Here is a 24,669-nt window from a genome sequence, read left to right on the forward strand (position 1 = left end):
TCCTTAAAGTAACTACCTCTAGTATAAAAGTCTTCTTATTATTTTACCATTGTTATTTATTATTTTAGACGAACAAAGTTGTAAGAAACAACTTGATAGGAACATTATACAAAGAACAACAGCTAAAAACATCCTACTTTAGCCCTAAAAGAAAAAATAACTGAGCGTTTTCTATTTACAAGCAAGAATGAGAGGTCTATAATTAATTTAAGAGTTATGGTGCACCTAAAAATTAAATTATATAAACCTGATGTTTTATAGATGGAAGAAGGATAATTATGGTAGAAGAGAACAAAGAGAAAGAACATTTATTGGATTATGCAAATGGTCCAAGCTTGGAAGAAATCAATAATACTGTTGAGGTACCGAAAAATGCCAGCTTTTGGCGGACATTATTAGCTTATAGTGGACCAGGAGCCTTAGTTGCCGTTGGTTATATGGATCCCGGCAATTGGATCACATCGATTGCAGGTGGTGCGGAATATAAGTATGCACTATTAAGTGTCATTTTGTTATCAAGCTTGATTGCTATGCTACTTCAAGGGATGGCGGCTAAATTAGGAATCGTGACAGGTCGAGATTTAGCACAAGCAACAAGAGAACATACTAGTAAGAAAACAGGTTTTGTTTTGTGGATCATTACAGAACTTGCGATCATGGCAACAGATATTGCCGAAGTAATTGGTGGAGCAGTTGCCTTACAGTTACTGTTTGGGTTTCCATTATTGATCGGGGTTTTGATTACAACTTTTGATGTGTTATTATTACTCCTTTTAACAAAAATGGGCTTTAGAAAAATTGAAGCGATCGTTGCTTGTTTAATTGCTGTTATCTTTTTTGTTTTTGCTTATGAAGTAGCACTTGCTGATCCCAATATTGGTGAGGTAATGCGAGGATTTATTCCGGATATAAGAATTGCCACTGATAAATCAATGTTGTTTTTAGCGCTAGGGATTGTAGGGGCGACTGTAATGCCGCATAACTTATACTTACATTCATCTATTGCTCAAGCTAGAAAATTCGATCGCAATGATGATAAAGAAAAAGCAAAAGCCATTCGGTTTACGATTTGGGATTCAAATATTCAATTGACGATCGCATTTATTGTAAACTGTTTATTGCTGATTTTGGGTGGAGCATTATTTTATGGAACCAATAGTGATTTAGGAAAATTTGTCGATTTATTTGATGCATTGAAGAATCCAGATATCGTTGGAAACATCGCCAGTCCTGTATTAAGTATTTTATTTGCGATTGCGTTGCTTGCTTCTGGTCAAAATTCTACAATTACAGGAACACTTTCCGGACAAATCGTGATGGAAGGTTTTATCCATTTAAGAATGCCTCTATGGATGCGTCGCGTTGTGACTCGTTTGATTGCAATCGTGCCGGTTATCGTCTGTGTAATTATTTACGGTGGCAGCGAGTCAGCAGTGGAAGACTTATTGTTATATACACAAGTATTTTTAAGTATTGCCTTACCAGTATCGATCATTCCATTGACCTTGTACACTAGTGATAAAAAGATTATGGGCAGGTTCGCCAATCCAACCTGGGTCAAAGTGTTGGCCTGGATCATTGCAATCGTTTTGACCGCTTTGAATTTGTTTTTGATTTACGGAACATTAACTGGTGTGAATGCTTAAAAAAATGAAAAGAAAGTAATTCATCTGTGAATTGCTTTCTTTTTGCGTAAGATATAATAGAAGTTGATAGAATTCAAGCTATAGAAATGGTAAAATGAAAAAGACTAAAATTTTGAAATGAGGGCTTTAAGTGACTGAATATTTAAATGTTGGGAAAATCGTCAATACCCAAGGCTTAAAAGGGGAAGTTCGTGTGATTTCTCAAACAGATTTTCCGGAGTTACGTTATAAAAAAGGAACAGTCTTGACGTTATTTCAAGAGAAAAAGGCGCCGATCGAATTAACGATCCAATCTCATCGGAAGCATAAAAATTTTGACATCGTGACGTTTGAAAATCATTCTTCTATTAACGATGTTGAAAAATATCGTGATGGTATTTTGAAAGTATCAAAAGAAAAATTAACTGACCTACCAGAAAATGAATTTTACTATCATCAAATCATTGGGTTAACTGTTGTTGATGAGCATGATAAAGAATTGGGTAAAATCAAAGAAATCCTTTCACCAGGAGCAAACGATGTTTGGGTCGTTCAGCGACCAAAGAAAAAAGATGCCTTGATTCCTTATATTGAATCAGTTGTTAAGTCAATCGATTTAGAGAATAATGTGGTTCATGTAGAAATTCCAGAAGGTTTGATTGACGATGAAGATTGATGTGTTAACGTTATTTCCTAGAATGTTCGAAGGACCACTAGGTGAATCGATCATCGGAAAAGCCGTAGAGAAAAATCTATTGGAAATCAATATCTCAAACTTTAGGGATCATGCTGATAATAAACACCAGTCCGTAGATGATTATCCTTATGGCGGCGGAGCAGGTATGTTGCTAAAGGTTCAGCCAATTTATGATAACTTGCGCAGAATTGAAGAAGCCGCACCAGAAACAAAAAAAAGAGTTATTTTGCTTGATCCAGCTGGTAAGCAGTTTGACCAAAAAATGGCGGAAGAGTTTTCGGAAGAAGAGCATTTGGTGTTTATCTGCGGTCATTATGAAGGATACGATGAACGGATTCGTTCGCTTGTGACAGATGAAGTTTCATTAGGGGATTATGTATTAACTGGTGGAGAATTAGGTGCAATGGTGATGATTGACGCGACGGTACGCTTACTGCCAGATGTTTTAGGCAATAAACTGTCTGCTCAAACGGATTCTCATTCAACAGGTTTACTAGAGCATCCACAGTATACCCGCCCTGCTGAATTTAATGGAATGAGTGTACCAACAGTTTTAACGAATGGTAACCATAAATTAATCGATGAGTGGCAACAAAAAGAATCATTGAGAAGAACCTTAGAGCGTCGCCCAGACATGCTTGAAAAAGTAGTATTAACTGAACAACAAGAAAAGTGGTTGGAAGAGCTACGTAACGAAAAAAAGGAAGGTAACTAAGTTTATCTTTTAAAAAGGAGGAACATTGATGGTGATATCTGCTAAAGTAATTGATCAAACAAATTGGGATCGAAAAGAACATTTTGATTTTTTCTCGAGGGATGAGGGTTCACCTCTATACGATATTACGACACAAATCGATGTGACTCATTTTTATCATTACGTAAAAGAGAACCAGTTGTCCTTTTATTATGCCTTGATTTATGCTACAACTAAAGTGATGAATGGTATTGAAAATTTTCGTTACAAGATACGTGGAGCAGATGTAGTTCTAATCGAGTGTTTGATTCCCAGCTTTACTGATTTAAAAACAGATAGTGAGTTATTTCATATTGTGACGCTTGATTTTGAAGGTGATTTGAAACAATTTTCTGATGAGGCGAAGCGGGTAAGCCATACCCAAAAAGCTTATTTTCCAAATACAGATTACCAGTCAGATACAATGATTCAATTTTCCTGCTTGCCTTGGTTTTCTTTTACTAATTTAGGGAATGAGCTGAGCTTGGATCGAAACGATGGGATTCCCAAAGTAACATGGGGAAAATTTGTAAAGCAAGATGATCGGATTTTATTGCCTTATTCAGTTCAGGTAAATCATCGGCTTGTCGATGGCCTTCATTTAGGTAAGCTGATCAATCAGCTGCAAACCTATTTAGACAGTTTAGAAACCCACCCTACTATTTAATAGATGGCAAGAAAAATTCCTTTACAGCCTACAAGAGCTATGTTAAACTATTTTAGTGAGTGCAAAGCGCTCAACTATTACGATATTCCGCTGTGGCAGTAGCCATAAGAATGTTTGGAATGAGGAGAAAAAAGAATGAATCCATTAATTCAAGAATTAACACAAGAACAATTACGTACGGATATCCCTGCATTTCGTCCTGGAGACACTGTTCGCGTTCATGCGAAAGTAGTCGAAGGAACTCGCGAACGTATCCAATTATTTGAAGGAGTTGTTATCGGACGCCGCGGCACTGGTATCAGCGAAACTTATACAGTACGTAAAATTTCTAATGGTGTTGGTGTGGAACGTACATTCCCATTACACACACCACGTGTTGCTCAAATCGAAGTAGTTCGTTATGGTAAAGTTCGTCGTGCGAAACTTTATTACTTACGTGCATTACATGGTAAAGCAGCTCGTATTAAAGAAATCCGTCGTTAAAAAATTGTTATTAATTAACACTGAACCTCTTGGTAATCAAGGGGTTTTTTATTTTGACTTATTATTTATTCATTTGTACCAAGTTGAATATTTATCAAAAAAGTAATAAAAAGGGGCAGAAAAGGGGCAAGCTTTTATAAAAGTTCAAGGTCGCTTTGTAACTTTTCTCTCATTCCTTCTGTAACGTGTAAATAGATTTGTTGTGTAATTTTACTATCCTCGTGTCCAACTCTATCTTGAATTACATATACTGGAGTACCGATTTCAGCAAGTTTTGATATGTGAGTATGCCTAAAAATATGGGAGCTTAAAGGTTTATTTTCATCAATACCCATTTCGGTTTTGTGTTGTCTAAGATAGGTATTAATCGCAGTCGTAACTATCGGAGTATTATTACTTGTTTGGAATAGAAAATCACCTTTAGGATTCAAATTGATAAGCTTGTGATATATTTGCATTGTTTTAGAAGATAGATCAATCTTCCTCATACCAGCAGCAGTTTTTGTTTTATCCGATTTTACCATATCTTTGATGCTACGTTCTCGATAAAGAAGTGTACCGTTAATACTAGCCGTTGCATTCTCAATATTTATATCAGATTTCAACAGTCCTATCGCTTCGCCTGGACGCATTCCAGTTAGATACAGCCATTGGAATAATAATCCATACCGCTCATTATGATTCATTGTAAATTCAATTAGCGATTTATATTCTGCATCTTCTAAATACTTATCTTTAATTTTGGCTGTTTTAAATTCTTTTTTAAAATTGATTTCAACTTTGTCAATTGGATTATCAAAAATGTACTCTTTTCTGATAGCATATTTCATGATCAAGTTTATTTTTGTTTTTATTATGCTTACATACTTATTTGATAGATTTTTATTGTACAGGTAGGAATCTAAGATATCATTTACTAGTCGATGGTCAATTCGGGATACCAGCGTTTCATTGCCGATATCCTTAATTACTGCTTTTAACATATTTTTTGTGGGGAGGTAGGTACCTTCAGCTACTTGTTGTTTATACTGTGTGTACCATTCTTCATATAAGTCAAAAAAAGTTATTTCCTTTGCAACAAACTCTTTTTGATTTAACTTATCAGTGATTTTGTTGTTTAAAATATACATAGCTTCTTTTTGAGTTTGTCTTGTCTTGTTAGATTTCAAAACTGATACACGTTTTGACTTTCCTGTAAGAGGGTCTTCATATCGTTCAACATATTTAAATTTTCCATTTGTCAATTCTTCAATCCACATTTGAATCACTCCATTAATATTTATATAAAAGAAAAGTTCGATAGCTATTTAAAATTTGTTTATTTCTGGAAACCCTCTGGTGTAGATATAATTTTATTAGTCTTCTTTTTTACTATCAAATAGATCCAAAATTTTCGAATACTTTTTTATTTCATCGTCAGAGAATGGCGAATCATCCTTTTCTAAAGAAGGTATCTTAATAGGAGAGTGAATTACTGTTTCACCGTTAGAATCATACTTTACGATAAAGCCATATTTTACTGGATCCCACATTTCACCAGTCGGAATGGGAAATACTAGAATAGGCATTCTGAGATCTAGCAATTCAGGTCCGGACGGAAAAGCTAGGCAAACTTGATTATCTAAATCCTTAATCATATCATCTGCAGAATAGCCGTATAGAGCAAAATCTCTAGGAGTTGAGTAGTTTTGAGTTATCATTTTTTTCATTTGGTTAATAGTCATATATGGATGTGTAAAGTCCATTTGCATTTCTAGTTTGTATTTAAAATATTCCATGAATTCTCCTTTTGATCTTAGAATGGTAGATCGTTAAATTTAGGTTCTTGAAAAGAGAAATTAGTACTATCAAAATTATTTTTTTCAACTGACCATGATGTAAGAATTTTTTGATACCCATAAGACGTCTCATTTCCACAATGAGGACAATAACGGAAATCCCCCTCTAGATTACCTTTACAACTACTATTATGATCATTTCTTTCTTGGATTGATAATTCTATATCTCCATCTATAGTCTCGGTAATTTTATTCCACTCTGGACCAAGGCACACATTATGAATATGCGTTGAGCAAATTGGACAATAAATAAATTCATCATTCAGACTTTCATATTCACATTTTGGACATTTCACTGGAGTTCCATTTGCATTTGTTTCTATTTTTGTATAATCCATTTTCGTTCCTTTCATTATGTAGTAATTGGTATAGTTTTCTGCCGAAGATTCTATTAAATTATTGCTTCCACAAGTTTTGCAAAAATTATTTTTAGAAGATTGAACTGTTGAACAAGTTTTACATATTTGAGAGCTAGCATCGTAATTAATAAAGTCAATAAAATAATCAACCATGGGATGACCTTCTCTAATAATATTAGCATTTTGTCTTCTTTTATTTAAATCTTTAATTACGTAACTCGCTAATGTATGAGAAGTGTCGAAAGCAAATTCAATACAATTCGCTTTTATTTTTTTCCAGTTTGCAACATACAAATCCACCAAAGGGATAGGTGCAAGTAGTCTTTTAGCGAAGTAATTTGCTTCTTTTTCAAACAGGTCATGTTCATCATCACTCAATGAATATCTTGGTAAAATGGTTTTTCCAGATTTTTCATTATGTTTCATGATATAGTGTCCCAACTCATGAGCAAGAGTAAATCTGATACGTCCTGAATTTTTTATATAATCATTATAGAGAATTAAGTATGTCCCATCACTTCTCATCCAGAGACAGCCTTCTTCTGAATTTGTAAAAAGAAGTACTTCTTCGAAACTCAATTTTCTTTGCTTAGCAAAAACAGAATATTTTTGTAGATGCAATTTCGGAAATGTCCGAATCAACTTTTTAATTGAGACTGGAAGTTCTTTTTGGGCGCTATTTTGAATTGTTTCATAAGCTAATTTCTGGGCTTCGGCGTAATTTGGTTGATCATAAATCATCATCTTCATCTTCCTCAAAATCACCATTATCAATGTCATCAAAAGTTGCTTCCATAATCTTTAAGAGACGCTGCTGGTCTTTTTGTGTGAGCTCTCGTGATTTCCTTTGTATTGCAAAATATTCTGAGGTTTTTGCATTTTCCGAATTCCCAAAATCTTCTTCTAGTGGAGAGACTGGCAATGGATCTTTTCTTTCAGTTCTTCCTAATAGGTAGTCAGTTGAGACTTCAAAATAATCGGCTACTTTTTTTAATGTCTCAGCTTTGGGGCTGCTTGTTCTCCATTGATAAATAGCACTCTCACTTAAACCAATTGTCGTAGCTAAATCTTTTAAACTAATATGTTGTTTTTTTGCTAGTTCAGAAATCCTATCAAATAGGGTCATCTTAGACATTCCTCTCTAACAAGAATGTTATAGTATAAAAAATTAAGTTAAAACCATTTACAAACTTAAAATTTTATACTATACTCTTGTTGTAAGATAATTTAACAGAAAAAGAAAACCAAAAAAATCTTTTAATGCATAAGTTTGGCGACCGACTGCAATTAAATAGTTATTTTGATGGGTTTATTTTCTATACTCAAATAGTATAAAACTTTAAGTTGTTTGTCAATAGAAAACATAAAATTCTGTAAAGTTATCTTACAAATTATTATAGAAAGGAGATTATCAATTATGCCAAATGTTGATGCTGGAAGACAAAAAGTTCTTGATTATATGGAAGAGAATAATATTTCTATAACTGATTTATCAGTAGTTTACGGAATGAAGAAACAAGATTTAGCAAATTATCTGAATGGGAAGCTAGATACGGTTAAAGGTAATCAAGTCATTTTACGAATTATTGCAGATTATAGAATCAGATAAGGAGGAAACAAAATGGATCAATTACAACAAACAATTAATAGTAAAGAAGTAGCGAAGATGGTAGGAAGAAATCATGCTGACGTTATGAGGGATATCAAGAAAATTGTATCTCACTTAGCCGAAAGCAAAATTGCTTTGAGCGAATTATTTATTGAAACAACATATTTGGATGCTAATAATCAAGAACGTCCTTGCTACGATCTAACGAAAAAAGGATGTGAATTATACTCGACAAGAATGACCGGTGCTAAAGGTACTCAGTTCGCATTTGCATATATTGAGAAATTCAATCAAATGGAAAATCATATTAAACAACAATTGCCAGCGACTTATAAAGAAGCATTACTTCATTTAGTAGAGCAGGTAGAAATTAACGAGAAACTTGAAGAGCGTGCACTAGTAGCAGAGCAAATCAATATGGAACTACGCCCAAAGGCTACTTATTATGATTTGGTTCTACAAAATGAAAGTTTGGTATCAATCACAGAAATCTCAAAAGATTATGGTTGGAGCGCTAAAAAGATGAATGAATTTCTACATCAATTAAGTATTCAATTTAAACAAGGTAAAACTTGGCTATTATATCAAAAGTATGCAGATAAAGGATATACACAAAGTAAGACCAGTGTTGTTAATGGTGGGAAAACTACTGTCATGCATACTTATTGGACTCAAAAGGGAAGATTATTTATCTACGATCTATTGAAAAAACATAATACTTTACCAATTATTGAGCGTGAAAAAAAATCTGCTTAGGAGGAAATCCAATGAAAGGAACTATTGCAAAAGCTGAATTTAAAGAAAAATACGACTATTCTGAGTCTACCTACCACCGCAGAATGAAGTTGTTTAGAAACTCTAAGTACAAACAGGGGTATATTGCGCCATCGTCAAATGAAGTCTATATAAAAACAGATTTATACGATCAGTTTCTAAAAGATTTATCTGACGAACGATTAGGGTATCAAATAATCGGTGAATGGGATGGATAAAGGATCTAAAAGGATCACTACAGCAAACCTAATAAAAAGGAGCCATCAAACTTGGATATAGTCGAAAGCTTTTATCAAGAAATGAAACAAACCTATCCTGGCATCAACCGTTCTGATTGTGAGGAAGCTATACAAATTGCTTTAGTAAAAACTACTAACAGTCTATGGAAAATCGTTAAGCAGCAGAGAAATGAAATTAAATGTAGGGATGTGAAAAGAATGGCTAAACTACCAATATCCGAACCGCCGTCACACATTGTAAAAGAAACAAAAGATAGCTTTTCGATTGATGATTTTGAACTGGATTACGTACTAGAAAATGGGGTCACAGTGCAACAACTCGGCAAAGATATTGTACAGGTTAATGTAACCTTCCTTGCCAAGTCGTATGACTATGAATTTAAAGAGTAAGCCGTGCAATAAACTTAGTAATTGTATTGGGAGTCATAGGAACTCCTTCATCTTTAAGTGCAGATTTTAATTTTTCGCCGAATAAAGGGTCTTCTAAAGACTTTAAGTACTGATAGCCAGTAGTTGAAACACCATTAAAAAAATAAGTTGGATCTTCGGTTTTAGTGATTCGTTTTTTAGCTTTAATCAATCCATCATCAATCAGGTTGTCTAGAACTTCAAAAGTAGCAAGTACTAATAGTCTACTGTCAGTGCCTTTGGATATATCGGAAACAACGATATCTTCATTATTCATCATTTTTAGGAAGTCGTATGTTTGATCCGGATGTCTTTCTGCAATGATTTTTAAACAAGTTTTATACAGCTCGAAATAATCTATCAATATAATTCACCTCACTTTCAAGTGAATTACACCATACAAAAGGAGTGTGATTCAGTGGTAGCAACAGCAAACCTAATCCTACTAGCAGTATCGATCATCTGTTTCGCCACAGGCGAGACGGTGCAAGGCTGTGCGTTTTTAGCGGTGATGTATACCTGTTGGGTAGTAGATAGAATACAGAAATCAGGAGGAGAAGAAGAATGAACGAATTACAACCAGTAAACATCGAAGTAGAAGTAAGTGGAATTGATGAAGCAACTAAAAAAGCTGAACGTTATGTAGAACTATTAAAAGAAGCCAAAACGTTGGCAGACGAATTGGCTTCGAAAGAGTTTGAAGTATCAATCAAAGAAGACTAAACACTTCCGTTAAAGTTAATTTCAGCTCCACAAAAAGAACATGTATTTTTTCCGGGAGAAATGACTATTTGGTTTTTACAAGAAGGACAAGTAGATTTAACACCTCTTTGCAAAAGATCATTCGCTTTTTTCTTAACGATTTTTTCTAAATCGCCGGAAATATTTATACCAGATTTTTTGACCATACATTTTCACCTCACTTAATTTATTTCAGCAGACCACTTGCTGATAGATAAAGTATACCAATGTGAATGATTTCTAACGATATAAATTGGAAAGGAGCAACCGAAATGAAACGTAAATTTTTCAACGCACTAGACGAAACGCCATTCGCTTTATTCCTGGCTATCACATCAAGCATGTGGGTATTTGCAGGACTGATAATTGTGATCCTGTGCATTTTTAACGGCACACTCACATTAAAGGACATTCCTATGGCGCTATTTGTGATTGCCACGGCTTCAATATCTTTTTGGATATCTTTAGTGGTTATTATCGCTTATGTAGCTGTACGGACGTTAAATTTCCATTCTTATGTGAATGGTAGAAAAAAATTAAATTAGGAGGAATCGATCATGGGTGAAATAGTTGAAATGCATTTAGACGGAACTTTGTGTGAGACGTGTGGTGCATTTTTAGATGGAGAGACACCAGGATACCCAAGATACTGCGAAGATTGTGATGACCAACAAAAAGAGCCTACCTCGGTCGCACCCGAAGAAGGCCATTAAATAAATATTGGTTAGGTAGATTATACCACGAAAGGACGTGAGAGGTAAATGGCCCAACTTTACTGGCATGATACGATACCAAATCGTTTAATCATGCATGAGAATAACGGACGTCCAGGATCATCATTAATTATGGATCTATTTCCAGGTAATGTTATTTCTGTGTATCAGGATTCGGATATTCCAGTGGTGAGAGACAAATTCGAGTCAATGGATGAATGTGTCAATTTTAGTTTAGATGATTACATTTTCTTATTACAAAGCCAAATAAATCTATTGGAGGAATGGAAGAAAAATGAATACCCGAAAGAAGCGAGTAGCGAAATTCATTCAAGCTAATCCAACTGCTACTAATCAAGAAATTGCGCAAGAATTGGACATTAATGAAAATTCTGTCAAAGCGTACATTAGCCAACTAAAGCGAGACAACTTTATCAAGGTGAAACAAGATAAAGTTGGTCGGAAAATCGAAACACTCGACGAATATGAGGCGGAAAATATAAATTCTGCCACTGCTCAGAAGATTGAGATCAAAAAAGAAGCATATACAAAATTATTAAATCGTTACATGGACGACTTTGATTTAACGGACGATATCGACATCCATTTAAAATTAGGTAATTCTATTTTACGAATTTTAGATAATCTATAAGAAAGTGTGGAAATATGACGATTTTGAATGATGATAATTATTACGAAAAACAATGGGAGTTCATGTCTGCATCACAATATAAAGGATTCACAACATGCGAGGCAAAAGCTTTAGCGGAGTTAACTGGTGAAATACCTAAAGAGAACACAGAAGCCTTTTTAGTCGGCAACTATGTCCACTCAGCATTTGAAAATGATGAAGTACACGAAAAATTTAAGAAGGATCATGAAAAAGAAATGTTGACAAAGCAAGGGAAATTAAGAGCGGCTTTTGTTGTTGCAGAAGAGATGGTGCAGCGACTGAAAAAAGATGTTTTTTTCAACAATCTATATCACGGTGAAAAAGAAGTCATCATCACTGGAGAATTACATGGAGAACATTGGAAAGGGAAAATTGACTGCCTGAATGTTGAGCAAGGGTATTTTGTGGACATAAAAACTACTGCAGACATTCATAAGAAAATTTGGTCTGAAAAACGTAGAGTCTGGATACCTTTTGTTGAAGCTTATGGCTATTACGAGCAAATGGCCATTTATAAGAACCTTTTGGAACAGAAATACAAAAAAGGATTCACTCCATATATTATCGCTGTTAGTAAGCAAACGCCTTGTGATTTAGAAGCAATTGAAATAAGAGAAGAGTTGCTAGTTATAGCATCAAATAATATCAAAGCCAATATTGAAAGAGTTTCATCTGTGAAGAATGGCGAATCGAAACCAAGAATGTGTGGCAAATGCGACTACTGTAGAGGGCACAAAGAATTATCTGGATTCATATCTTCAGAAGAATTAATTAGTTAGGAGGGAGCTAGATGGCAAAAATACTCAAATCAGAGAATATCAATCGTTTTGACCACTGGACTAGTTTAGTCTACTCAGAACCTGGCAAAGGAAAAACTAGCATGGTCAAATCGTTAACAGGAAGAACAATCCTATTTTCAGTTGATGGGATGTATCACGTTTTGGCCAAATTAAAAGATATTGAAATTCATGTAATGGACAATAAAAAGCCATTTGACGAACTGGGTGACTTTTATCGTTATTTATTAAAACACAGTACCGAGTTCGACAATGTAGTAATTGACAATTTATCAACATTCCAAAAATTTTGGTTGAATGAAAAATCAACAGAATCAAAAAGCGGAATGCCCGAAATTAAAGACTACGGCGTAATTGATCGTGTATTACTAGATTTTATCGCGAGTTTAAAATCATTAGGTAAAAACATTTTGATTTTTGCTCACGAAAAGAAAGTAGAAGTGACGATGGAATCAGGCAGAGTCTACACACAGTTCCAACCAGACGTTAGGAACCTTGACGCAATTATGGGAATCGTTCCTCTGGTAGGTCGTTTAGTCATTATCAACAATCAAGAAACTCAAAAAGAAGAACGAGTAATCGTTCTGCAGCCAACACAAACAACTAGAGCAAAAGATCAATTGATCGGTAATCTGCAAACCATTAATCAAATGGATTTGCTTCCAATATTACAAAATACAAATGAGAAGGAGAAATAAACCATGGGACTATTAGATACTTTAAGCAACATTAAAAAAGAAGGATTCGATCCAAAGAAAGATAAGGTAGCAACAAATTCAAAATTAGAATCAGGAACGTACCCAGTTCGATTGAAATCAGCACAGGCAGACGTAAATAAACATGAACAAACACAACTCGCAATCACATTAGAGGTTGTTTCTGGAAAAGACAAAAATCGTTTAGAAGTGATTTATATTTCATTTGATGATGGACTTCCTGCGTTTGTACTGGAAAAAAACGGGCGTACACTACTTAAATTAGCGGCAATGGCAGGGATTGAATTTACGAAGAAAGATTTAGAAGATGAATACACGGCAGCGATGGCATTGGAAAAAGTACTCGGTAGTCAATTCTTAATGAATTTATCAATTACTGAAAACAAAAAGAATCCAAATTATCCGTATCGAAATTACGATTTTGGACCAATGGAAGATGAAATTAATGATCCATTTAGTGGTGAAGGATCGACTATTGACATTTCAGATGATGATTTACCGTTCTAAAAAGTGGTTACAAACATGGTTACAAACGCATTTTTCACAAAGTCGTAAAAATGAGGTTGGAGCTTAGAGCCACAAAGGATTGTTCGAGGTTACAAAAAAAGTTACAAAGTGGTTACACAGAGCAATAAATAACCTCGGATTTGAAAAAATTCCTAAAACTTTTGTAACTGTAACCATGTTTGTAACTTTTCTGTAACCACTCTAAATCTTACTCTCCCAATGGATGTAGCGATTTGGTTACAAAGTTACACCTAGTATATTTAAATACTAATAATATATATAAATAGAAAGATATACCCTTTTTTGTAACTTTTCACAAAGTTTAAAGGGTATATCTGATAAATTACTATTCAAATGTTTAACTAAGTCTACCATGAAAGGAGTGATAAAACAAGTGGGAGAAATAATTTTCGACAAATCGAAAAAGAACTTAAAAAAAATATACAACAGAATCAATTCTACTAGTTTGACAAAATATACGAGAATGGACGAGGTTTTATTTGTGGCCATTGGAGGATACAGCAGAACATTTGAATTGCTCCTTAAAATGGGTTTAGACAAAGAGGACATTGCAACATTTTCTAGTTTGAATTTGTCTCAAAACTTTATTACTGAGACACACAGAAAAAAAGTTGTCTATGTAAAAAAAATAAACTATGTGACCAGTGTCATTAAAGGAAGCACGTATTCCAGTAAAAATCTTGATTTAAATATCGCTGATGCTTTTGAAGAAAGCATGATGATCTATAAAAATGCTGAACGCACTCTTGTTGTTGATAAAAGAAGGGTGGTTTGGGAGAAACCTTCTATAGTAGTCTTGGATGATCAATCACTCAATTTGCAATATGACGGGCACCGTTTTCTTTACCAAAATGAAATTGGGTTTGTGCAAATTAGAAATAGAAATGCTGATCCGGTCGTTATTATTAAAGAATTAGAAAACGTGGAAGAAGCAGATAGAATGATGTTTGCATTGTATCAAAAAGGACTTGTAGCAGAAGAAGAAATTTTAAATGCTCTTACCAAATTACAAGCAACAGTTTTTCGTCAAGTTGATCAAGAGTGGTTCATGAAACCTACAGAATATAAAAGTATTATAGGTTCTCATGAATTGGCGAATGCGATGAAGGATATAAAAGAGTTAGGAATCTATCAATTAACTTCTAATAAAAAAATCGGGCGTGAAAATGCTCGATGGATTGTAATTCCAAATGTCGCATTTGAATTTACTGGTTTTGAATACAAAGACGAGTCTGACCTATTCGAAGAGGAATTACGAACAGAAGAGCAACAAGAAGAGGCTTTGGCTTCTCAACAAGAACAATTACTTCAAAGTATTTTATCAATAGAAATCCCTTTAAATATAAAAAAAGGATTTGTTGGAAGTGAGCTGCAATATAGCCCTTCTGAATCGTTGCAATCTTTCCTCGATGATATCGATAATATCGAAGCTGAAAAAGTCGGAGGAATCGAACTCCTTTCAGGCGCGACTACAGAACAAGAATATAAACATATCAAAAAATACCAACTTGCTTATTTTATCGACGGTACATTCAAAGATAACGAGCGATCAGATAAAAATTACGAAGGTGGTCGTCGTTTAATATCAATTGATATCGATGATGCTGAGTATACCAGGGAAGAAATAGAAAAGAAATTAGAGAGTCAAGGACTGTTCGGTTTAGTTTATCCTACTGCGAAGTACTATTTTGATCGGTCGAATCGTTGGAGAATCATATTGATGTCAGATTGCGAAATGAACAAAGAAGAATATAAAAATGTGGTTACTGGCGTAGCGAAAATGTTGGAGTTGGAAATTGATGAAGCAAGCAAAAAAGTAGCACAACTTATGGGCTATCCACTGGCTTCCTCAGACGTTTCAATGACAATTGGAACAATGGTTAATGTAGATCAGTTCAGACCGTCAGAACGCAAAAAAAGCAGTAAGGTTGTTGATTTTTCAACTAGTACAAAGTCTTTACTAAGTTTTAATCATGCACAAGCAAAATTGTTAACCAAAGTTTTGGATCACGGCATTTCAGAAGGAAGCCGGAACGAAACCTATCGACAAATATACATGTATTTAAAAGACACCTTAGACAATCCTGAAATGGCCAAGTGGCATGAAGAAGCTGCTGAACTGATAGAAAGAACAAAAGCGCAAGCAATCCTGGACGGATTACCTGAAAAAGAAGTGGAAGTGATATATAGATGAGGAACTACTCAAAGGCACTAAAAGCGAATATTGAAAGTACGTACACCTATGCTTTTGTCAAAAATACAAAACAATACAAAGGACGAGCTGATCGCTACAATCCAATTGATTTTTTTGATTATCTTTTGGAAATAGAGAATCCGTTTATGGTTTTTATGGAGCTTGACAGGTACGCGTTCAAAAATGCTAAAAATGCAATTGTGAGATACAACATTAATTTTACAGAAGAACAAGAAAGGGCTGCTAAAGTTTTTGTGGATGTTACTACAAAAATGCAACAAACAAGGAGTGACATCGTAGCCCTTCACATTGATGATCTGAAAGGAACGGGTGTTGTCTTGTATGAAGAGCCATATTATTTAACAACGAAAGACACGTTGTATGTGGCTGAATCGATTCAACGTCTTCCTCGAAATAAATTAACATTTAATCAAGTATATGATCAACATCTGAATTTAAGTAAAGAACAACGAGAAGCATTAGAAATATGTGTAAAACATCAATTTTCATGTATGGTCGGTGGTGCTGGAACTGGAAAAAGTTTTGTAACTGCAGAAATAATCAAACAATTGGAATTGAACGGAAAACATGTAGCTGTATTGGCACCTACTCATAAAGCTAGGGAAGCGTTACAGTCAAAAATAAAAGGTAGTACGGTAAAAGTTCAAACGATCCACAGTTTTGTTTATAACCCTACAAACTGTGATGCAATTGTAATTGATGAGAGCGGGATGTTATCAACACCGTTATTCGCTAAAGTAATGCGAATTTATGACCGGCAACAACTAATCTTCGTTGGTGATAAAAACCAACTTGAGCCGATTGAATATGGACGTCCTTTTGAGAGACTGCAAGAAATTTTTAAAACGGCTGAATTGAAAGAAAATTGGCGGTCTGAATCTGCAGATATCATAGCCTTGGGAAGAGAAATATTAGGGATTCCTCAAAATTCTAATATGCCAATGCCGAACATTGAGGTTGTAAGCAATTCTGATGAAGCATTCAAAAGAGGAGCGGAGGTAGCATTATCCTTTACTAATCATAACGTAAAAGTGATCAATGAACAGCAACGAGTAAAAAATGGTTTTGTTACTGTATCGCCTAACTTCAGTGTTGGTGACATGATCGTTGCGAAGACAAATGAAAAAGACCGGTTCTACAATGGTCAAATTTTTCAAATCATTTCTGCGAACAGCGCCAAAAAGAAAGATAGTGAAGAAATAATTACATTTAAAAATCAAAAAGATTTAGAAAACAATTTCGATTTAGCGTATGGATTAACCATCCATAAATCCCAAGGAAGTGAATGGGATGTAGTTGCTTATCAGCCAAGTGAAAATGATTATCAAAATTTGGCGTATGTTGCTGTTACTCGTGCTAGAAAGACATTGATTATCATCGGTGACGCAATAAAAACGAATTATAAGCCTAATCGAGAATGGAGGCACATTGAATGAATCTTATTGCTTTTGATCAATCAACTACAGCAACAGGATGGTGTGTAATGGAAACGAATAACTCTAAAATTGTAGCTTACGGTGTTATTCGTCCGTTAGGACCAACAAATGAACGTATTCGAGAAATTATAAAAAAATGCATGGTTTTGTGCAAGAAATTTGATGTAGCTTTCGTTTTTATCGAGGGCATACAAGTCCAAAGAAACCCTGTAGTCTATGAAGTTTTGGCAAAACTGAAAGGAACACTCGAGATATGCCTGGAAGAAAAAGGGTATATCGTAAATGTTGTCAAAGCAACAGAATGGAGAAAAAGGGTTGGTATTAAGAATAAGAAGAGAGATCTCGTAAAACAGGAGGCTTTAGATATGGTCAAAGGCATCTATAAAATCGAACCCTCAGAAGATGAGTGTGAGGCAATTCTATTTGCGAGAGCATTTTCAGCAAAGGAGACTGAAGAATGAATAAAGAAGAATTAGTCCGGATTATAAATGAAATGGGTAACAAACTAGAAAAATACAAAAAAAGCTTCGATTGGTTCGAAGACAGCGATCAATTACTAGAGGATTACGAAGAGGCAGTGACGATGGCGCGTCTAATTTTTCTAAGCCTAACACGGGAACAAGAAGGTGAGCCGAATGAATAAGCCAAAGTTTAGAGCGTGGGGGGGCAAAGTAGATGAACGCCAGACAAAAGAAAAAGCAATTGAAGAAATGGGCAATCGCTCATAACCAAGAAGAAATGCTATATTGCGAGTATTGCGGAAAGAAATTAGATATCAAACGCAATAAATACGCATTACGATGGGAAACTTGTGATGAGTATTGCTATCGGGAGCTTTTTAGACTTTATCACTAAATGAGGTGGAGTAGATGAATGATTCTATTGAGTTAGCAAAAGAATTGGTTGATTACACAAAACTAGTAGGCGTTCACAATGAGCATATCCAACAAGTGGCGCAAAAGTTATTAATTAATATTTCTGGGGAAACTAAGGAGGACGCGACACATGGGAAAGATTGAGGAATTGATAGATGAGCTAGAAAATGTAAGTAGTAAATCGATAAATAAAGATTTCGAGGATGGGTATAACGGAGGAATAAGGCATGCTTTAGAGTTAGTCAAAGAGTACAAATCATCACTACCAACCCAACAGGACAAGGTTGTGGTGCCTGAGTTGATTCACAAATGGATTAAACATGTAAAAGGATTAACGTGGGGGCTTGCAGATTTGCTTAACCCAAGTGTTTCTAACAGCTATTTAGCTAGAGATGCTAAGGGGTGGTTAGAAAAAGATAAAATCAATGCTGAAATTTTGGCTCGCGCTTGGTTGGAGGATGATTACACTGTGGAGAAAGAGCAGTTGTATTATATTGAGTTGCCGCTTGAAGGGAGAAAAGTTAGATACTGTGATCGGTTTTTAGACGATCCTAAATCAAGTTTTTTCAGTTCAAGGTATACACCTAAGAAACTTACAGAAAAAGAAATCAAAGCAGTAGACGAGCGTTACTGGTCGTTTGCTGTACCAGTAGAGGAGGAAGAATAAATGAAATTGAAAGAATTACTCTCAGTATTAAATGATGATACAACAGCAGATTTTGAGATAGAAGAAGAAATTTATCCGACAAGAATATTTGTTAAAGATATACCAGAAGTTTACTCACATGCTCTTGATTTTACAGTAACGACAGTTGATCCTGCTGTTAGTTATATACACTATAGTGACGGTGAGCCTGTAATATACATTGTAGCAAAAAAATGGTCAGGAGGACTCGCAATGACAGAGAAAACACTCAAACATGAGCTGTATAAACATGGTAGCTACCTTATAAGCCTGAAAGAATCAGGATCAGAATTTGTCAATATCGATGACGAGATTAAAAAAAATGAAGAACTATTTCAACTGGCATCAAAAAAAGATTTACAACCAGATTTAAGTATTGAAAATAATAACAGTAATCCTACACCTTGGTCACAAATTATGACTGACCACCAACCAGCGTTTTCGGTCGGGGAGTATTACTTTTATAAAAGCATGGAGAATGTGCTACACATCTTAAAAATTACTGCTGTTATGGGTAACATCGTAGAAGCGGGGTTTTTAGATACTGAAACAGGAAAATTAAGCAATGCAAGGATTGAACTTGATAAGAAATATGTACAACCAGCCACCGCCGAACAGATAGCAACGTTTAAACGTGCGAAACACTTTGCCAGTAAAGGGCGTAAGTTGGATGAGTTTCGTGATCGAGACATAGTGAAGTATGAAGAAGAGCTATTTTTCGCAAAGACAACTAGCGAATCGAACTTAATTAGCGTGAGTGGATTTGACGGTTATGGCTGGGATGATATGAACGCTGATGAATTTGACCTCATCCAAACAGCCGAAGAACTGCAGGAGGTAGAAAACAATGAATAAACGACAACAAAAGAAACAATTTAAAAAAGCATTAGATGTTTTAAATGACATCGAACTTTATGAAGCCGACTACGAATCAGAAGGAGTTTTATATATTCTGATTGAAGATAATGAAAACAGCCAATTAATGCTACAAGAATTCTGCGGACTATTAGGGATCAACAAAAATAAATTTATCGCTGCATATGGTGAACATGTGGATGATGGGTATTTAGATTTAGTTAACATTTGGCTTTTTATCACAGAACCTAAAGGCTATACGACATATCATAGCCCGTTAAATGGATTTTCGCTAAATCGTTGCGATGAAAGGAATGAGTAGGGATGGAAGAAGCTTATGGTTATACACAAATGCGAATCAATTATATAAAAGATCATGCTAAGACCATATACGAACAGACTGTGCAGTTGGAAAATACTTGGCATAATCGAAAGAATTTTAGTACAGATGATGAAACCATCAATAAATATTTTGAGAATCAGCGTAAACAGATTGAGGAAAATATCAAGTATTTAAACAGTTATTTGGAGCCGAAAGACTAACTAAACGAAGGGAGTAGGAGATTTCCTGCAGGACTAAAAAGCTTTTTACTCCTTTGTGATTATGATACAAACTTTAGAATTATTCGGTGGTGTTGGATCACCATTTAAAGCGTTAAAAAATTTAGGCATCCCAGCAAAGGCAATTGATTATGTTGAGATAGACCAAAAAGCTGTAGATAGCTATAACGCAATTTTTGCAGAGGACCTGCTCTATAAAACTCAATCAGTTGTCGGATGGAACCTCAAACCAGATATTCTTATCCACGGCTCGCCTTGCCAAGATATTAGTATTGCAGGCCAACGATTAGGTGCAGATGCTAACAGCGGTACACGTTCGAGTCTGATGTGGGAAACGATCAACATTATTAGACAGCTGGGCGAGTGGCGACCAAAGATAGTAATTTGGGAAAACGTCAAAGCTGTATTACACAAGAACATGAGATCCAATTTCAATAAATATTTGGAAGAAATGGAGAAGCTAGGATATTCCAATAGTTTCAAGTGTTTAGATGCTAGGGACTTCGGACTACCGCAAGCAAGGCAAAGAGTATTTACTATTTCGACCTTAAACGCCGAACCATTCAATTTTGATTTACTTAGGAAAAGACCTATGCGAAATATCAATGAGTTTCTGCTAGATAGCTCAACTGTTGATGACGTTTACACAGTTACTCAGCCTAGTATACTTTCAGTCATTGGCAAAAAGGGAATCAAGAGAGCGACGGTTATCGAAGATTTTGCCTACACGATCACAACCAGACAGGATCGTAGCCCGGCGCAAGTAGTTGATTGCGGTAATGATCGTTTCCGATATCTCACTGAGTTGGAGTGCTGGCGACTACAAGGGTATAGTGACGAGGATTATTATCGTGCTGCATCCGCTCATAAACGGAATGGCAGATTTACAATGCCATTGTATAAGCAATCTGGTAACAGCATTCCAGTAACGTTTTTTGAAAGTATATTCGAGGTGATTCTATGAAAAACATTGAATTTTGGGCAACGCCTAGCAATGTAAAACGTGACAAAGGCAAGAGGACGGCTGCTGTTAGATTGGATGGTGATAGCTGTGACTAAAAAAATATTAGATGCTTGTTGCGGTAGTCGAATGTTTTGGTACGACAAACAAAATAAAGATGTCCTCTACATGGATAACCGACAACTAGATGATACTCTCTGTGATGGTCGATCGCTAAAGGTTGAACCTGATGTAGAAGCAGACTTTAGAAATATGCCGTTTCCCGACAATACTTTTTATCATGTGGTGTTTGATCCACCTCATTTGTTAAAAGCAGGTGAAAATAGTTGGTTGGCCAAGAAATACGGAAAGCTAAACGAGAGGACTTGGAAAGCAGATATCAGCCAAGGATTTGACGAATGCATGAGAGTCCTTAAGCCTAACGGCACACTTGTTTTTAAGTGGAATGAGGACCAAATAAAACTAGCTGAGATTTTAAAGGTGATTGATCATGATCCGCTTTACGGCAACAAGAGAGCGAAAACTCATTGGATTGTATTTATGAAAGAGGCGATAGCTGATGATTAAAAAAGGCATGAAAGTAAAATATATCGGAACTGGGGTACGTAAATATACTGGTCAACTACTAGAAGTAAAGTCTGTCGGTAAGAATTGTGTGATCCTGTATTTCCCCAAAGCTGACAGGCATCAAGTGGCGATCGAGCATGGTGGAATTTGGAAAGCAGAAACGCTGCTATGTGGACATAGTGAGGTTGAGGAGGTAGAGAATGTTTAATGTATTTAAGAAGAAACCAGAGGAAGAAACACAACTTACGGATCAAATATCGGTTGATAATTTAAAAGCCTATGTTGTCCAGGGATATGATAAAGAAAAAGAATTACAAAGCAAGTTAGATCGAAAAGAGCAAGAAATTAATGACCTAAAAGTAAAAATTGAAGAATTGGATGCGTTGAAAGTAGTTCTTGAAAATAAAGAGCGGATCATCAGAGAGTTAAACTACAAGTATGAAAAAGTTGGAGCTTTAGAAAAGCAAATAATCGATACAGACAATAAATGGAATGACCAAGTCATAAAGAACAGAGAACTTAGGAATCAGATTTCAAAAATGGAGCAAGAAAGAAGAACGATTGAGCCTATTATTAGAAGTTCTGAAAGAGGAGTGGTTATTTCTCGAATCACAGAACGTATTGAAAACCACAAAGGAAATTTAAGCAAAGCTAAGGCCATTGAGATAATCAAAGCAAAATGAGCAGGCAGCAGGCGTTTGGTGGATTGTTTAAATGATATAGGAGGGAGCAAGTGCTTATGGAGCAAGGTATTTACTTTTTAATGGGATTCATATTGGCTAGTTGGATTACTCTTAACTTAACTAAAAGAATCGAACAAAAAATAGGTTTGCAAATTATCAAGAGCATTCAAGAGTCAGTAAATGATCACATAACTGTACTTGAAGAAGTACAGGATGCTACAGGTAAAACCTGGTATATAGATGGTGGACTTACTACGGCAAAATCAATTGCCAAAATTGTTGATGACTACTTGGAGTTTTACAAAGATAGAGATTGGGAGGGATAGCAGATTGGGCAAATACTACAAAGTGAGCGAAGAAGCCAAGAACTATGCTAGAAAAGTTCTAAGACTTCATAACTACGAAAAGAAGCAGATTAAAAAAATTGAGGAAAGTTTGCGTTATCCTTATCAGGAAACTGATGAAAATATCGGCGGTTCAAGAGTTAGTTCAAATATAGCGCCGCAAGAAGCAGAAGCTGAACGAGTATGGACTAACGAAGAGTTTCTAGCCACCGTTAAGCATGTGAGCGTTGTAGATAATTTCCTTGAAGATATTTCAGATGAAGCAGTTAATCTTATTAGAAACAGATATCTAAGTGATAACGGTAGTAAAGAGCGCAGACCTAAAGAGTTGCCTAACTGGGTCAAAGTATCAAAGCTAGTCCATTTATCAGAAGATGCATGTAAAAAACAAGATTCTTTGCTCGTTAATTCTTTAGCTAAGCGGTTCAATTTGAAGTAATGGCACGAATGGGGGTGTAAATCAGGCACACAACTAGGTAAAAAGACGGCACACAACACCCTTATAATAATGATATATTGATATTATGAAATACTAAGATAAACCATCCAAAGCAAACAATTACACACACAACTCATTTACGATAGTTGCTTAGTTGGTTATCGCCACTCACAGGTAAATACCTAGTTTACAGCCTGTGGGTGGGTACATATAAAAATATTAGGAGTTGATAAAATGAACGATCAAATTGAAAATAACTTTAAATATCATGCACCAAAAGAAGGTCAAACAGAAAAGTACAATGAGTTACGAACGAAAGCGAAGGAACTGGCATATTTGATTGACGAGGTTTGTCCAGACAGTCGTGAAAAATCATTAGCGACAACCAAACTAGAAGAGTCCGTTATGTGGGCTAATGCTAGTGTAGCAAGAAATTAATTTTCGGGTGCTTTGCGCCTGCAGAGCCATTCGCATAAGCGGTGGCTTTTTATACAGAATTGAAGAGGTGTGATTGTAGTGAAGTTGATAAAATTTTTTAAATTAGCTAGCCCTATTTGCTTACATTCGTGGGAAAGTCAACGGTTAGGAATGAATCGAAAATGTAGTAAGTGCAATAAAGAATTATTCGGCAATCTCACGTTACGTCACGGTGACTGGATAATAAATTTAAATAAAGATAAGTAGATCACTCATTGAGTGGTCTTTTTGTTTGGAGGAGAATATGAGTAAAGCTAAAAAATATAGAGACGATGAATACTACACTACAAAAGAAGCCGCTATGAAGTTCTTTGATTTGGTGGTTGTTCCGAGTGGAATTTTAAAACATAAAACCATTGTTATGCCGTTTTCTAGTGAAGAAAGCGAACTGTATATTGTGGCCAAAGAGTATCATCAAAATGTGGTGCCTTTTACAGGTGATACTGATTTATGGCAACAGATAGATAAATATAACGACGTTGCAGTTGTGGATAATCCACCGTTCTCATTATCTGTTTTGATTGAAAAAGAATATATTGAAAGTAACATCCCTTTTATTTTATTCAGAAGTGCAGTAACGTATCCAATATTTCTTTTTCAATCAGAAAATGCTGGAATTATCTATCATAACGGAGAAGATGAAATTCAGTTTGAATGGGGATTTGCTAAATATATTATCGGAGACAAATATATAGCAGAACAGTATCCTAATTTGTTAGACAACCTAAAACATCACGGTATTTTACAAAAGAAAGTACCGGTCGGTTTCTCGTTTTTCAAAACAGATTATGACTTTAAAATAAATACTATCACATTCAACAAACTAAAATATCCTAATAAAAAAGACAAGTACATGTTTATGACTCAAGGCGTTTATGATGATAAAACAAAGCTTGAAATTAAGGATGACGGAAGGGTTCATTGTACGTCGTATTAATAACTAACCGTCATTCGTGGCGGTTGTTTTAGTT

General features: G+C 35.2%; 41 protein-coding genes. 35 read left to right on the forward strand and 6 right to left on the reverse strand.

What is annotated here, in order from left to right; all coding sequences use genetic code 11:
* Positions 1-278 precede the first annotated feature (278 nt).
* The 5 genes from A5819_RS16920 to rplS all read left to right on the forward strand — a co-directional run bounded on the left by A5819_RS16920 (position 279) and on the right by rplS (position 4,205).
* Positions 279-1,646, forward strand: a complete 1,368-nt coding sequence (locus A5819_RS16920) for an Nramp family divalent metal transporter (RefSeq protein WP_086281875.1) — start codon at positions 279-281, stop codon at positions 1,644-1,646.
* A 130-nt stretch (positions 1,647-1,776) separates the two neighbouring features.
* Entirely contained in the window at positions 1,777-2,301 is a 525-nt protein-coding gene (rimM, locus tag A5819_RS16925) for a ribosome maturation factor RimM (protein WP_086281874.1), read from the forward strand.
* Complete coding sequence (gene trmD, locus A5819_RS16930; protein ID WP_086281873.1) at positions 2,291-3,037, forward strand: tRNA (guanosine(37)-N1)-methyltransferase TrmD; 747 nt, start codon at positions 2,291-2,293, stop codon at positions 3,035-3,037. The genes rimM and trmD overlap by 11 nt, the downstream gene beginning before the upstream one ends.
* A 28-nt stretch (positions 3,038-3,065) precedes the next feature.
* Positions 3,066-3,722 carry a chloramphenicol acetyltransferase gene (locus tag A5819_RS16935; RefSeq protein WP_086281872.1) on the forward strand — a complete coding sequence of 219 codons (657 nt, stop codon included), beginning with the start codon at positions 3,066-3,068 and terminating at the stop codon, positions 3,720-3,722.
* Positions 3,723-3,857: 135 nt separating this feature from the next.
* Complete coding sequence (rplS, locus tag A5819_RS16940) at positions 3,858-4,205, forward strand: 50S ribosomal protein L19 (RefSeq protein WP_010772344.1); 348 nt, start codon at positions 3,858-3,860, stop codon at positions 4,203-4,205.
* Positions 4,206-4,339: 134 nt separating this feature from the next.
* On the opposite strand, the gene A5819_RS16945 is transcribed toward rplS, so the two are convergent.
* The 4 genes from A5819_RS16945 to A5819_RS16960 all read right to left on the reverse strand — a co-directional run bounded on the left by A5819_RS16945 (position 4,340) and on the right by A5819_RS16960 (position 7,528).
* On the reverse strand, positions 4,340-5,464 hold the full coding sequence (locus A5819_RS16945; RefSeq protein ID WP_086281871.1) for a site-specific integrase: 1,125 nt from the start codon (positions 5,462-5,464) through the stop codon (positions 4,340-4,342).
* A 96-nt stretch (positions 5,465-5,560) separates the two neighbouring features.
* Positions 5,561-5,983, reverse strand: a complete 423-nt coding sequence (locus A5819_RS16950; RefSeq protein WP_086281870.1) for a hypothetical protein — start codon at positions 5,981-5,983, stop codon at positions 5,561-5,563.
* Positions 5,984-6,000: 17 nt separating this feature from the next.
* Entirely contained in the window at positions 6,001-7,146 is a 1,146-nt protein-coding gene (locus A5819_RS16955) for an ImmA/IrrE family metallo-endopeptidase (protein WP_176271486.1), read from the reverse strand.
* Positions 7,133-7,528 carry a helix-turn-helix domain-containing protein gene (locus A5819_RS16960; RefSeq protein WP_086281868.1) on the reverse strand — a complete coding sequence of 132 codons (396 nt, stop codon included), beginning with the start codon at positions 7,526-7,528 and terminating at the stop codon, positions 7,133-7,135. The genes A5819_RS16955 and A5819_RS16960 overlap by 14 nt, the downstream gene beginning before the upstream one ends.
* Positions 7,529-7,819: 291 nt before the next feature.
* Between A5819_RS16960 and A5819_RS16965 the strand changes: the two genes are divergently transcribed.
* The 4 genes from A5819_RS16965 to A5819_RS16980 are packed head-to-tail and all read left to right on the forward strand — an operon-like array spanning position 7,820 to position 9,414.
* Positions 7,820-8,011 carry a hypothetical protein gene (locus tag A5819_RS16965; RefSeq protein WP_086281867.1) on the forward strand — a complete coding sequence of 64 codons (192 nt, stop codon included), beginning with the start codon at positions 7,820-7,822 and terminating at the stop codon, positions 8,009-8,011.
* Positions 8,012-8,023: 12 nt separating this feature from the next.
* The gene (locus A5819_RS19950) at positions 8,024-8,767 is read left to right on the forward strand and encodes a phage regulatory protein/antirepressor Ant (protein ID WP_086281866.1); all 744 of its coding nucleotides are present in this window, start codon (positions 8,024-8,026) and stop codon (positions 8,765-8,767) included.
* An 11-nt stretch (positions 8,768-8,778) separates the two neighbouring features.
* The gene (locus tag A5819_RS16975) at positions 8,779-9,003 is read left to right on the forward strand and encodes a hypothetical protein (RefSeq protein WP_086281865.1); all 225 of its coding nucleotides are present in this window, start codon (positions 8,779-8,781) and stop codon (positions 9,001-9,003) included.
* A 51-nt stretch (positions 9,004-9,054) separates the two neighbouring features.
* Positions 9,055-9,414, forward strand: coding sequence for a hypothetical protein (locus tag A5819_RS16980; RefSeq protein ID WP_086281864.1), 360 nt, complete (start codon positions 9,055-9,057; stop codon positions 9,412-9,414).
* Here A5819_RS16980 and A5819_RS16985 read toward each other — a convergent pair.
* Positions 9,404-9,796 carry a hypothetical protein gene (locus A5819_RS16985; RefSeq protein WP_086281863.1) on the reverse strand — a complete coding sequence of 131 codons (393 nt, stop codon included), beginning with the start codon at positions 9,794-9,796 and terminating at the stop codon, positions 9,404-9,406. The two genes, A5819_RS16980 and A5819_RS16985, sit on opposite strands and share 11 nt — an antisense overlap.
* Positions 9,797-9,850: 54 nt before the next feature.
* Between A5819_RS16985 and A5819_RS19365 the strand changes: the two genes are divergently transcribed.
* Positions 9,851-10,000: a hypothetical protein gene (locus tag A5819_RS19365; protein WP_176271487.1), complete on the forward strand. Its 150-nt coding sequence runs from the start codon at positions 9,851-9,853 to the stop codon at positions 9,998-10,000.
* Complete coding sequence (locus A5819_RS19370; RefSeq protein WP_176271488.1) at positions 9,997-10,155, forward strand: hypothetical protein; 159 nt, start codon at positions 9,997-9,999, stop codon at positions 10,153-10,155. The genes A5819_RS19365 and A5819_RS19370 overlap by 4 nt, the downstream gene beginning before the upstream one ends.
* Here A5819_RS19370 and A5819_RS16990 read toward each other — a convergent pair.
* Positions 10,152-10,340 carry a hypothetical protein gene (locus tag A5819_RS16990; protein ID WP_086281862.1) on the reverse strand — a complete coding sequence of 63 codons (189 nt, stop codon included), beginning with the start codon at positions 10,338-10,340 and terminating at the stop codon, positions 10,152-10,154. The genes A5819_RS19370 and A5819_RS16990 overlap by 4 nt on opposite strands.
* Positions 10,341-10,445: 105 nt before the next feature.
* Between A5819_RS16990 and A5819_RS16995 the strand changes: the two genes are divergently transcribed.
* The 24 genes from A5819_RS16995 to A5819_RS17100 all read left to right on the forward strand — a co-directional run bounded on the left by A5819_RS16995 (position 10,446) and on the right by A5819_RS17100 (position 24,635).
* A complete protein-coding gene (locus A5819_RS16995; protein WP_086281861.1) occupies positions 10,446-10,718 on the forward strand; it encodes a hypothetical protein in 273 nt (90 codons plus the stop codon).
* 12 nt (positions 10,719-10,730) lie between these two features.
* Positions 10,731-10,886 (forward strand): hypothetical protein, encoded by a 156-nt coding sequence (locus tag A5819_RS19375; protein ID WP_176271489.1) that lies wholly within the window; start codon positions 10,731-10,733, stop codon positions 10,884-10,886.
* A gap of 48 nt (positions 10,887-10,934) precedes the next feature.
* Positions 10,935-11,225 (forward strand): hypothetical protein, encoded by a 291-nt coding sequence (locus A5819_RS17000; protein ID WP_086353072.1) that lies wholly within the window; start codon positions 10,935-10,937, stop codon positions 11,223-11,225.
* A complete protein-coding gene (locus A5819_RS17005) occupies positions 11,182-11,538 on the forward strand; it encodes a winged helix-turn-helix transcriptional regulator (RefSeq protein WP_086281860.1) in 357 nt (118 codons plus the stop codon). The genes A5819_RS17000 and A5819_RS17005 overlap by 44 nt, the downstream gene beginning before the upstream one ends.
* Before the next feature lie 14 nt (positions 11,539-11,552).
* On the forward strand, positions 11,553-12,338 hold the full coding sequence (locus A5819_RS17010; RefSeq protein WP_086353073.1) for a PD-(D/E)XK nuclease-like domain-containing protein: 786 nt from the start codon (positions 11,553-11,555) through the stop codon (positions 12,336-12,338).
* A gap of 11 nt (positions 12,339-12,349) precedes the next feature.
* Positions 12,350-13,054 (forward strand): AAA family ATPase, encoded by a 705-nt coding sequence (locus tag A5819_RS17015; protein WP_086281858.1) that lies wholly within the window; start codon positions 12,350-12,352, stop codon positions 13,052-13,054.
* 3 nt (positions 13,055-13,057) lie between these two features.
* Positions 13,058-13,579: a hypothetical protein gene (locus A5819_RS17020; protein WP_086281857.1), complete on the forward strand. Its 522-nt coding sequence runs from the start codon at positions 13,058-13,060 to the stop codon at positions 13,577-13,579.
* Between the two features lie 394 nt (positions 13,580-13,973).
* A complete protein-coding gene (locus A5819_RS17025; RefSeq protein WP_139843309.1) occupies positions 13,974-15,794 on the forward strand; it encodes a hypothetical protein in 1,821 nt (606 codons plus the stop codon).
* Positions 15,791-17,251 (forward strand): ATP-dependent RecD-like DNA helicase, encoded by a 1,461-nt coding sequence (locus tag A5819_RS17030; protein WP_086279645.1) that lies wholly within the window; start codon positions 15,791-15,793, stop codon positions 17,249-17,251. The genes A5819_RS17025 and A5819_RS17030 overlap by 4 nt, the downstream gene beginning before the upstream one ends.
* Positions 17,248-17,712: a crossover junction endodeoxyribonuclease RuvC gene (locus A5819_RS17035; protein WP_086279644.1), complete on the forward strand. Its 465-nt coding sequence runs from the start codon at positions 17,248-17,250 to the stop codon at positions 17,710-17,712. The genes A5819_RS17030 and A5819_RS17035 overlap by 4 nt, the downstream gene beginning before the upstream one ends.
* Entirely contained in the window at positions 17,709-17,894 is a 186-nt protein-coding gene (locus tag A5819_RS17040) for a hypothetical protein (protein WP_086279643.1), read from the forward strand. The genes A5819_RS17035 and A5819_RS17040 overlap by 4 nt, the downstream gene beginning before the upstream one ends.
* Positions 17,895-18,120: 226 nt before the next feature.
* Positions 18,121-18,270, forward strand: coding sequence for a hypothetical protein (locus A5819_RS19380; protein ID WP_176271475.1), 150 nt, complete (start codon positions 18,121-18,123; stop codon positions 18,268-18,270).
* A complete protein-coding gene (locus tag A5819_RS17045; protein WP_086279642.1) occupies positions 18,257-18,793 on the forward strand; it encodes a DUF1642 domain-containing protein in 537 nt (178 codons plus the stop codon). Before A5819_RS19380 ends, A5819_RS17045 begins: the two co-directional genes overlap by 14 nt.
* Positions 18,794-19,666 carry a hypothetical protein gene (locus tag A5819_RS17050; protein ID WP_086279641.1) on the forward strand — a complete coding sequence of 291 codons (873 nt, stop codon included), beginning with the start codon at positions 18,794-18,796 and terminating at the stop codon, positions 19,664-19,666.
* Positions 19,659-19,988 (forward strand): hypothetical protein, encoded by a 330-nt coding sequence (locus tag A5819_RS17055; RefSeq protein ID WP_086279640.1) that lies wholly within the window; start codon positions 19,659-19,661, stop codon positions 19,986-19,988. The genes A5819_RS17050 and A5819_RS17055 overlap by 8 nt, the downstream gene beginning before the upstream one ends.
* Positions 19,989-19,990: 2 nt before the next feature.
* Entirely contained in the window at positions 19,991-20,209 is a 219-nt protein-coding gene (locus tag A5819_RS17060) for a hypothetical protein (RefSeq protein ID WP_086279639.1), read from the forward strand.
* A gap of 61 nt (positions 20,210-20,270) precedes the next feature.
* Entirely contained in the window at positions 20,271-21,191 is a 921-nt protein-coding gene (gene dcm / locus A5819_RS17065; protein ID WP_086279742.1) for a DNA (cytosine-5-)-methyltransferase, read from the forward strand.
* Between the two features lie 126 nt (positions 21,192-21,317).
* On the forward strand, positions 21,318-21,755 hold the full coding sequence (locus tag A5819_RS17075; RefSeq protein ID WP_217808598.1) for a methyltransferase domain-containing protein: 438 nt from the start codon (positions 21,318-21,320) through the stop codon (positions 21,753-21,755).
* A complete protein-coding gene (locus A5819_RS17080; protein WP_086279637.1) occupies positions 21,748-21,963 on the forward strand; it encodes a hypothetical protein in 216 nt (71 codons plus the stop codon). The genes A5819_RS17075 and A5819_RS17080 overlap by 8 nt, the downstream gene beginning before the upstream one ends.
* Positions 21,956-22,438, forward strand: coding sequence for a hypothetical protein (locus A5819_RS17085; RefSeq protein ID WP_086279636.1), 483 nt, complete (start codon positions 21,956-21,958; stop codon positions 22,436-22,438). Before A5819_RS17080 ends, A5819_RS17085 begins: the two co-directional genes overlap by 8 nt.
* 56 nt (positions 22,439-22,494) lie before the next feature.
* Positions 22,495-22,764, forward strand: a complete 270-nt coding sequence (locus tag A5819_RS19040) for a hypothetical protein (RefSeq protein WP_139843557.1) — start codon at positions 22,495-22,497, stop codon at positions 22,762-22,764.
* Between the two features lie 4 nt (positions 22,765-22,768).
* Positions 22,769-23,221: a hypothetical protein gene (locus A5819_RS17090; protein ID WP_176271476.1), complete on the forward strand. Its 453-nt coding sequence runs from the start codon at positions 22,769-22,771 to the stop codon at positions 23,219-23,221.
* Between the two features lie 234 nt (positions 23,222-23,455).
* Positions 23,456-23,659 (forward strand): hypothetical protein, encoded by a 204-nt coding sequence (locus A5819_RS17095; protein ID WP_086279634.1) that lies wholly within the window; start codon positions 23,456-23,458, stop codon positions 23,657-23,659.
* A 283-nt stretch (positions 23,660-23,942) separates the two neighbouring features.
* On the forward strand, positions 23,943-24,635 hold the full coding sequence (locus tag A5819_RS17100; protein ID WP_086279633.1) for a hypothetical protein: 693 nt from the start codon (positions 23,943-23,945) through the stop codon (positions 24,633-24,635).
* The last annotated feature ends 34 nt before the right edge of the window (positions 24,636-24,669 follow it).

It is taken from the genome of Enterococcus sp. 7E2_DIV0204 (assembly GCF_002140855.1).
GTDB classification, from domain to species: Bacteria; Bacillota; Bacilli; order Lactobacillales; family Enterococcaceae; genus Enterococcus_L; species Enterococcus_L lemimoniae.

What these genes read in the sequence shown, in the direction of transcription:
- A5819_RS17055 (WP_086279640.1), top strand. Translation starts at nt 19,659, where the DNA reads ATGAATAAACGACAACAAAAGAAACAATTTAAAAAAGCATTAGATGTT.
- A5819_RS17085 (WP_086279636.1), top strand. Translation starts at nt 21,956, where the DNA reads ATGTTTAATGTATTTAAGAAGAAACCAGAGGAAGAAACACAACTTACG.
- A5819_RS17080 (WP_086279637.1), top strand. Translation starts at nt 21,748, where the DNA reads ATGATTAAAAAAGGCATGAAAGTAAAATATATCGGAACTGGGGTACGT.
- A5819_RS16975 (WP_086281865.1), top strand. Translation starts at nt 8,779, where the DNA reads ATGAAAGGAACTATTGCAAAAGCTGAATTTAAAGAAAAATACGACTAT.
- A5819_RS17035 (WP_086279644.1), top strand. Translation starts at nt 17,248, where the DNA reads ATGAATCTTATTGCTTTTGATCAATCAACTACAGCAACAGGATGGTGT.
- trmD (WP_086281873.1), top strand. Translation starts at nt 2,291, where the DNA reads ATGAAGATTGATGTGTTAACGTTATTTCCTAGAATGTTCGAAGGACCA.
- A5819_RS16995 (WP_086281861.1), top strand. Translation starts at nt 10,446, where the DNA reads ATGAAACGTAAATTTTTCAACGCACTAGACGAAACGCCATTCGCTTTA.
- A5819_RS17095 (WP_086279634.1), top strand. Translation starts at nt 23,456, where the DNA reads ATGAACGATCAAATTGAAAATAACTTTAAATATCATGCACCAAAAGAA.
- A5819_RS17045 (WP_086279642.1), top strand. Translation starts at nt 18,257, where the DNA reads ATGGGAAAGATTGAGGAATTGATAGATGAGCTAGAAAATGTAAGTAGT.
- A5819_RS17005 (WP_086281860.1), top strand. Translation starts at nt 11,182, where the DNA reads ATGAATACCCGAAAGAAGCGAGTAGCGAAATTCATTCAAGCTAATCCA.
- A5819_RS17010 (WP_086353073.1), top strand. Translation starts at nt 11,553, where the DNA reads ATGACGATTTTGAATGATGATAATTATTACGAAAAACAATGGGAGTTC.
- A5819_RS16945 (WP_086281871.1), bottom strand. Translation starts at nt 5,464, where the DNA reads ATGTGGATTGAAGAATTGACAAATGGAAAATTTAAATATGTTGAACGA.
- A5819_RS17060 (WP_086279639.1), top strand. Translation starts at nt 19,991, where the DNA reads ATGGAAGAAGCTTATGGTTATACACAAATGCGAATCAATTATATAAAA.
- A5819_RS17015 (WP_086281858.1), top strand. Translation starts at nt 12,350, where the DNA reads ATGGCAAAAATACTCAAATCAGAGAATATCAATCGTTTTGACCACTGG.
- A5819_RS19380 (WP_176271475.1), top strand. Translation starts at nt 18,121, where the DNA reads ATGAATGATTCTATTGAGTTAGCAAAAGAATTGGTTGATTACACAAAA.
- A5819_RS17100 (WP_086279633.1), top strand. Translation starts at nt 23,943, where the DNA reads ATGAGTAAAGCTAAAAAATATAGAGACGATGAATACTACACTACAAAA.
- A5819_RS19370 (WP_176271488.1), top strand. Translation starts at nt 9,997, where the DNA reads ATGAACGAATTACAACCAGTAAACATCGAAGTAGAAGTAAGTGGAATT.
- A5819_RS17040 (WP_086279643.1), top strand. Translation starts at nt 17,709, where the DNA reads ATGAATAAAGAAGAATTAGTCCGGATTATAAATGAAATGGGTAACAAA.
- A5819_RS17030 (WP_086279645.1), top strand. Translation starts at nt 15,791, where the DNA reads ATGAGGAACTACTCAAAGGCACTAAAAGCGAATATTGAAAGTACGTAC.
- A5819_RS16920 (WP_086281875.1), top strand. Translation starts at nt 279, where the DNA reads ATGGTAGAAGAGAACAAAGAGAAAGAACATTTATTGGATTATGCAAAT.
- A5819_RS17075 (WP_217808598.1), top strand. Translation starts at nt 21,318, where the DNA reads ATGTTTTGGTACGACAAACAAAATAAAGATGTCCTCTACATGGATAAC.
- A5819_RS19950 (WP_086281866.1), top strand. Translation starts at nt 8,024, where the DNA reads ATGGATCAATTACAACAAACAATTAATAGTAAAGAAGTAGCGAAGATG.
- A5819_RS16950 (WP_086281870.1), bottom strand. Translation starts at nt 5,983, where the DNA reads ATGGAATATTTTAAATACAAACTAGAAATGCAAATGGACTTTACACAT.
- A5819_RS19040 (WP_139843557.1), top strand. Translation starts at nt 22,495, where the DNA reads ATGGAGCAAGGTATTTACTTTTTAATGGGATTCATATTGGCTAGTTGG.
- A5819_RS16960 (WP_086281868.1), bottom strand. Translation starts at nt 7,528, where the DNA reads ATGACCCTATTTGATAGGATTTCTGAACTAGCAAAAAAACAACATATT.
- A5819_RS16990 (WP_086281862.1), bottom strand. Translation starts at nt 10,340, where the DNA reads ATGGTCAAAAAATCTGGTATAAATATTTCCGGCGATTTAGAAAAAATC.
- A5819_RS16965 (WP_086281867.1), top strand. Translation starts at nt 7,820, where the DNA reads ATGCCAAATGTTGATGCTGGAAGACAAAAAGTTCTTGATTATATGGAA.
- A5819_RS17000 (WP_086353072.1), top strand. Translation starts at nt 10,935, where the DNA reads ATGGCCCAACTTTACTGGCATGATACGATACCAAATCGTTTAATCATG.
- A5819_RS17050 (WP_086279641.1), top strand. Translation starts at nt 18,794, where the DNA reads ATGAAATTGAAAGAATTACTCTCAGTATTAAATGATGATACAACAGCA.
- A5819_RS16935 (WP_086281872.1), top strand. Translation starts at nt 3,066, where the DNA reads ATGGTGATATCTGCTAAAGTAATTGATCAAACAAATTGGGATCGAAAA.
- A5819_RS17020 (WP_086281857.1), top strand. Translation starts at nt 13,058, where the DNA reads ATGGGACTATTAGATACTTTAAGCAACATTAAAAAAGAAGGATTCGAT.
- rplS (WP_010772344.1), top strand. Translation starts at nt 3,858, where the DNA reads ATGAATCCATTAATTCAAGAATTAACACAAGAACAATTACGTACGGAT.
- A5819_RS16955 (WP_176271486.1), bottom strand. Translation starts at nt 7,146, where the DNA reads ATGATGATTTATGATCAACCAAATTACGCCGAAGCCCAGAAATTAGCT.
- A5819_RS19375 (WP_176271489.1), top strand. Translation starts at nt 10,731, where the DNA reads ATGGGTGAAATAGTTGAAATGCATTTAGACGGAACTTTGTGTGAGACG.
- dcm (WP_086279742.1), top strand. Translation starts at nt 20,271, where the DNA reads ATGATACAAACTTTAGAATTATTCGGTGGTGTTGGATCACCATTTAAA.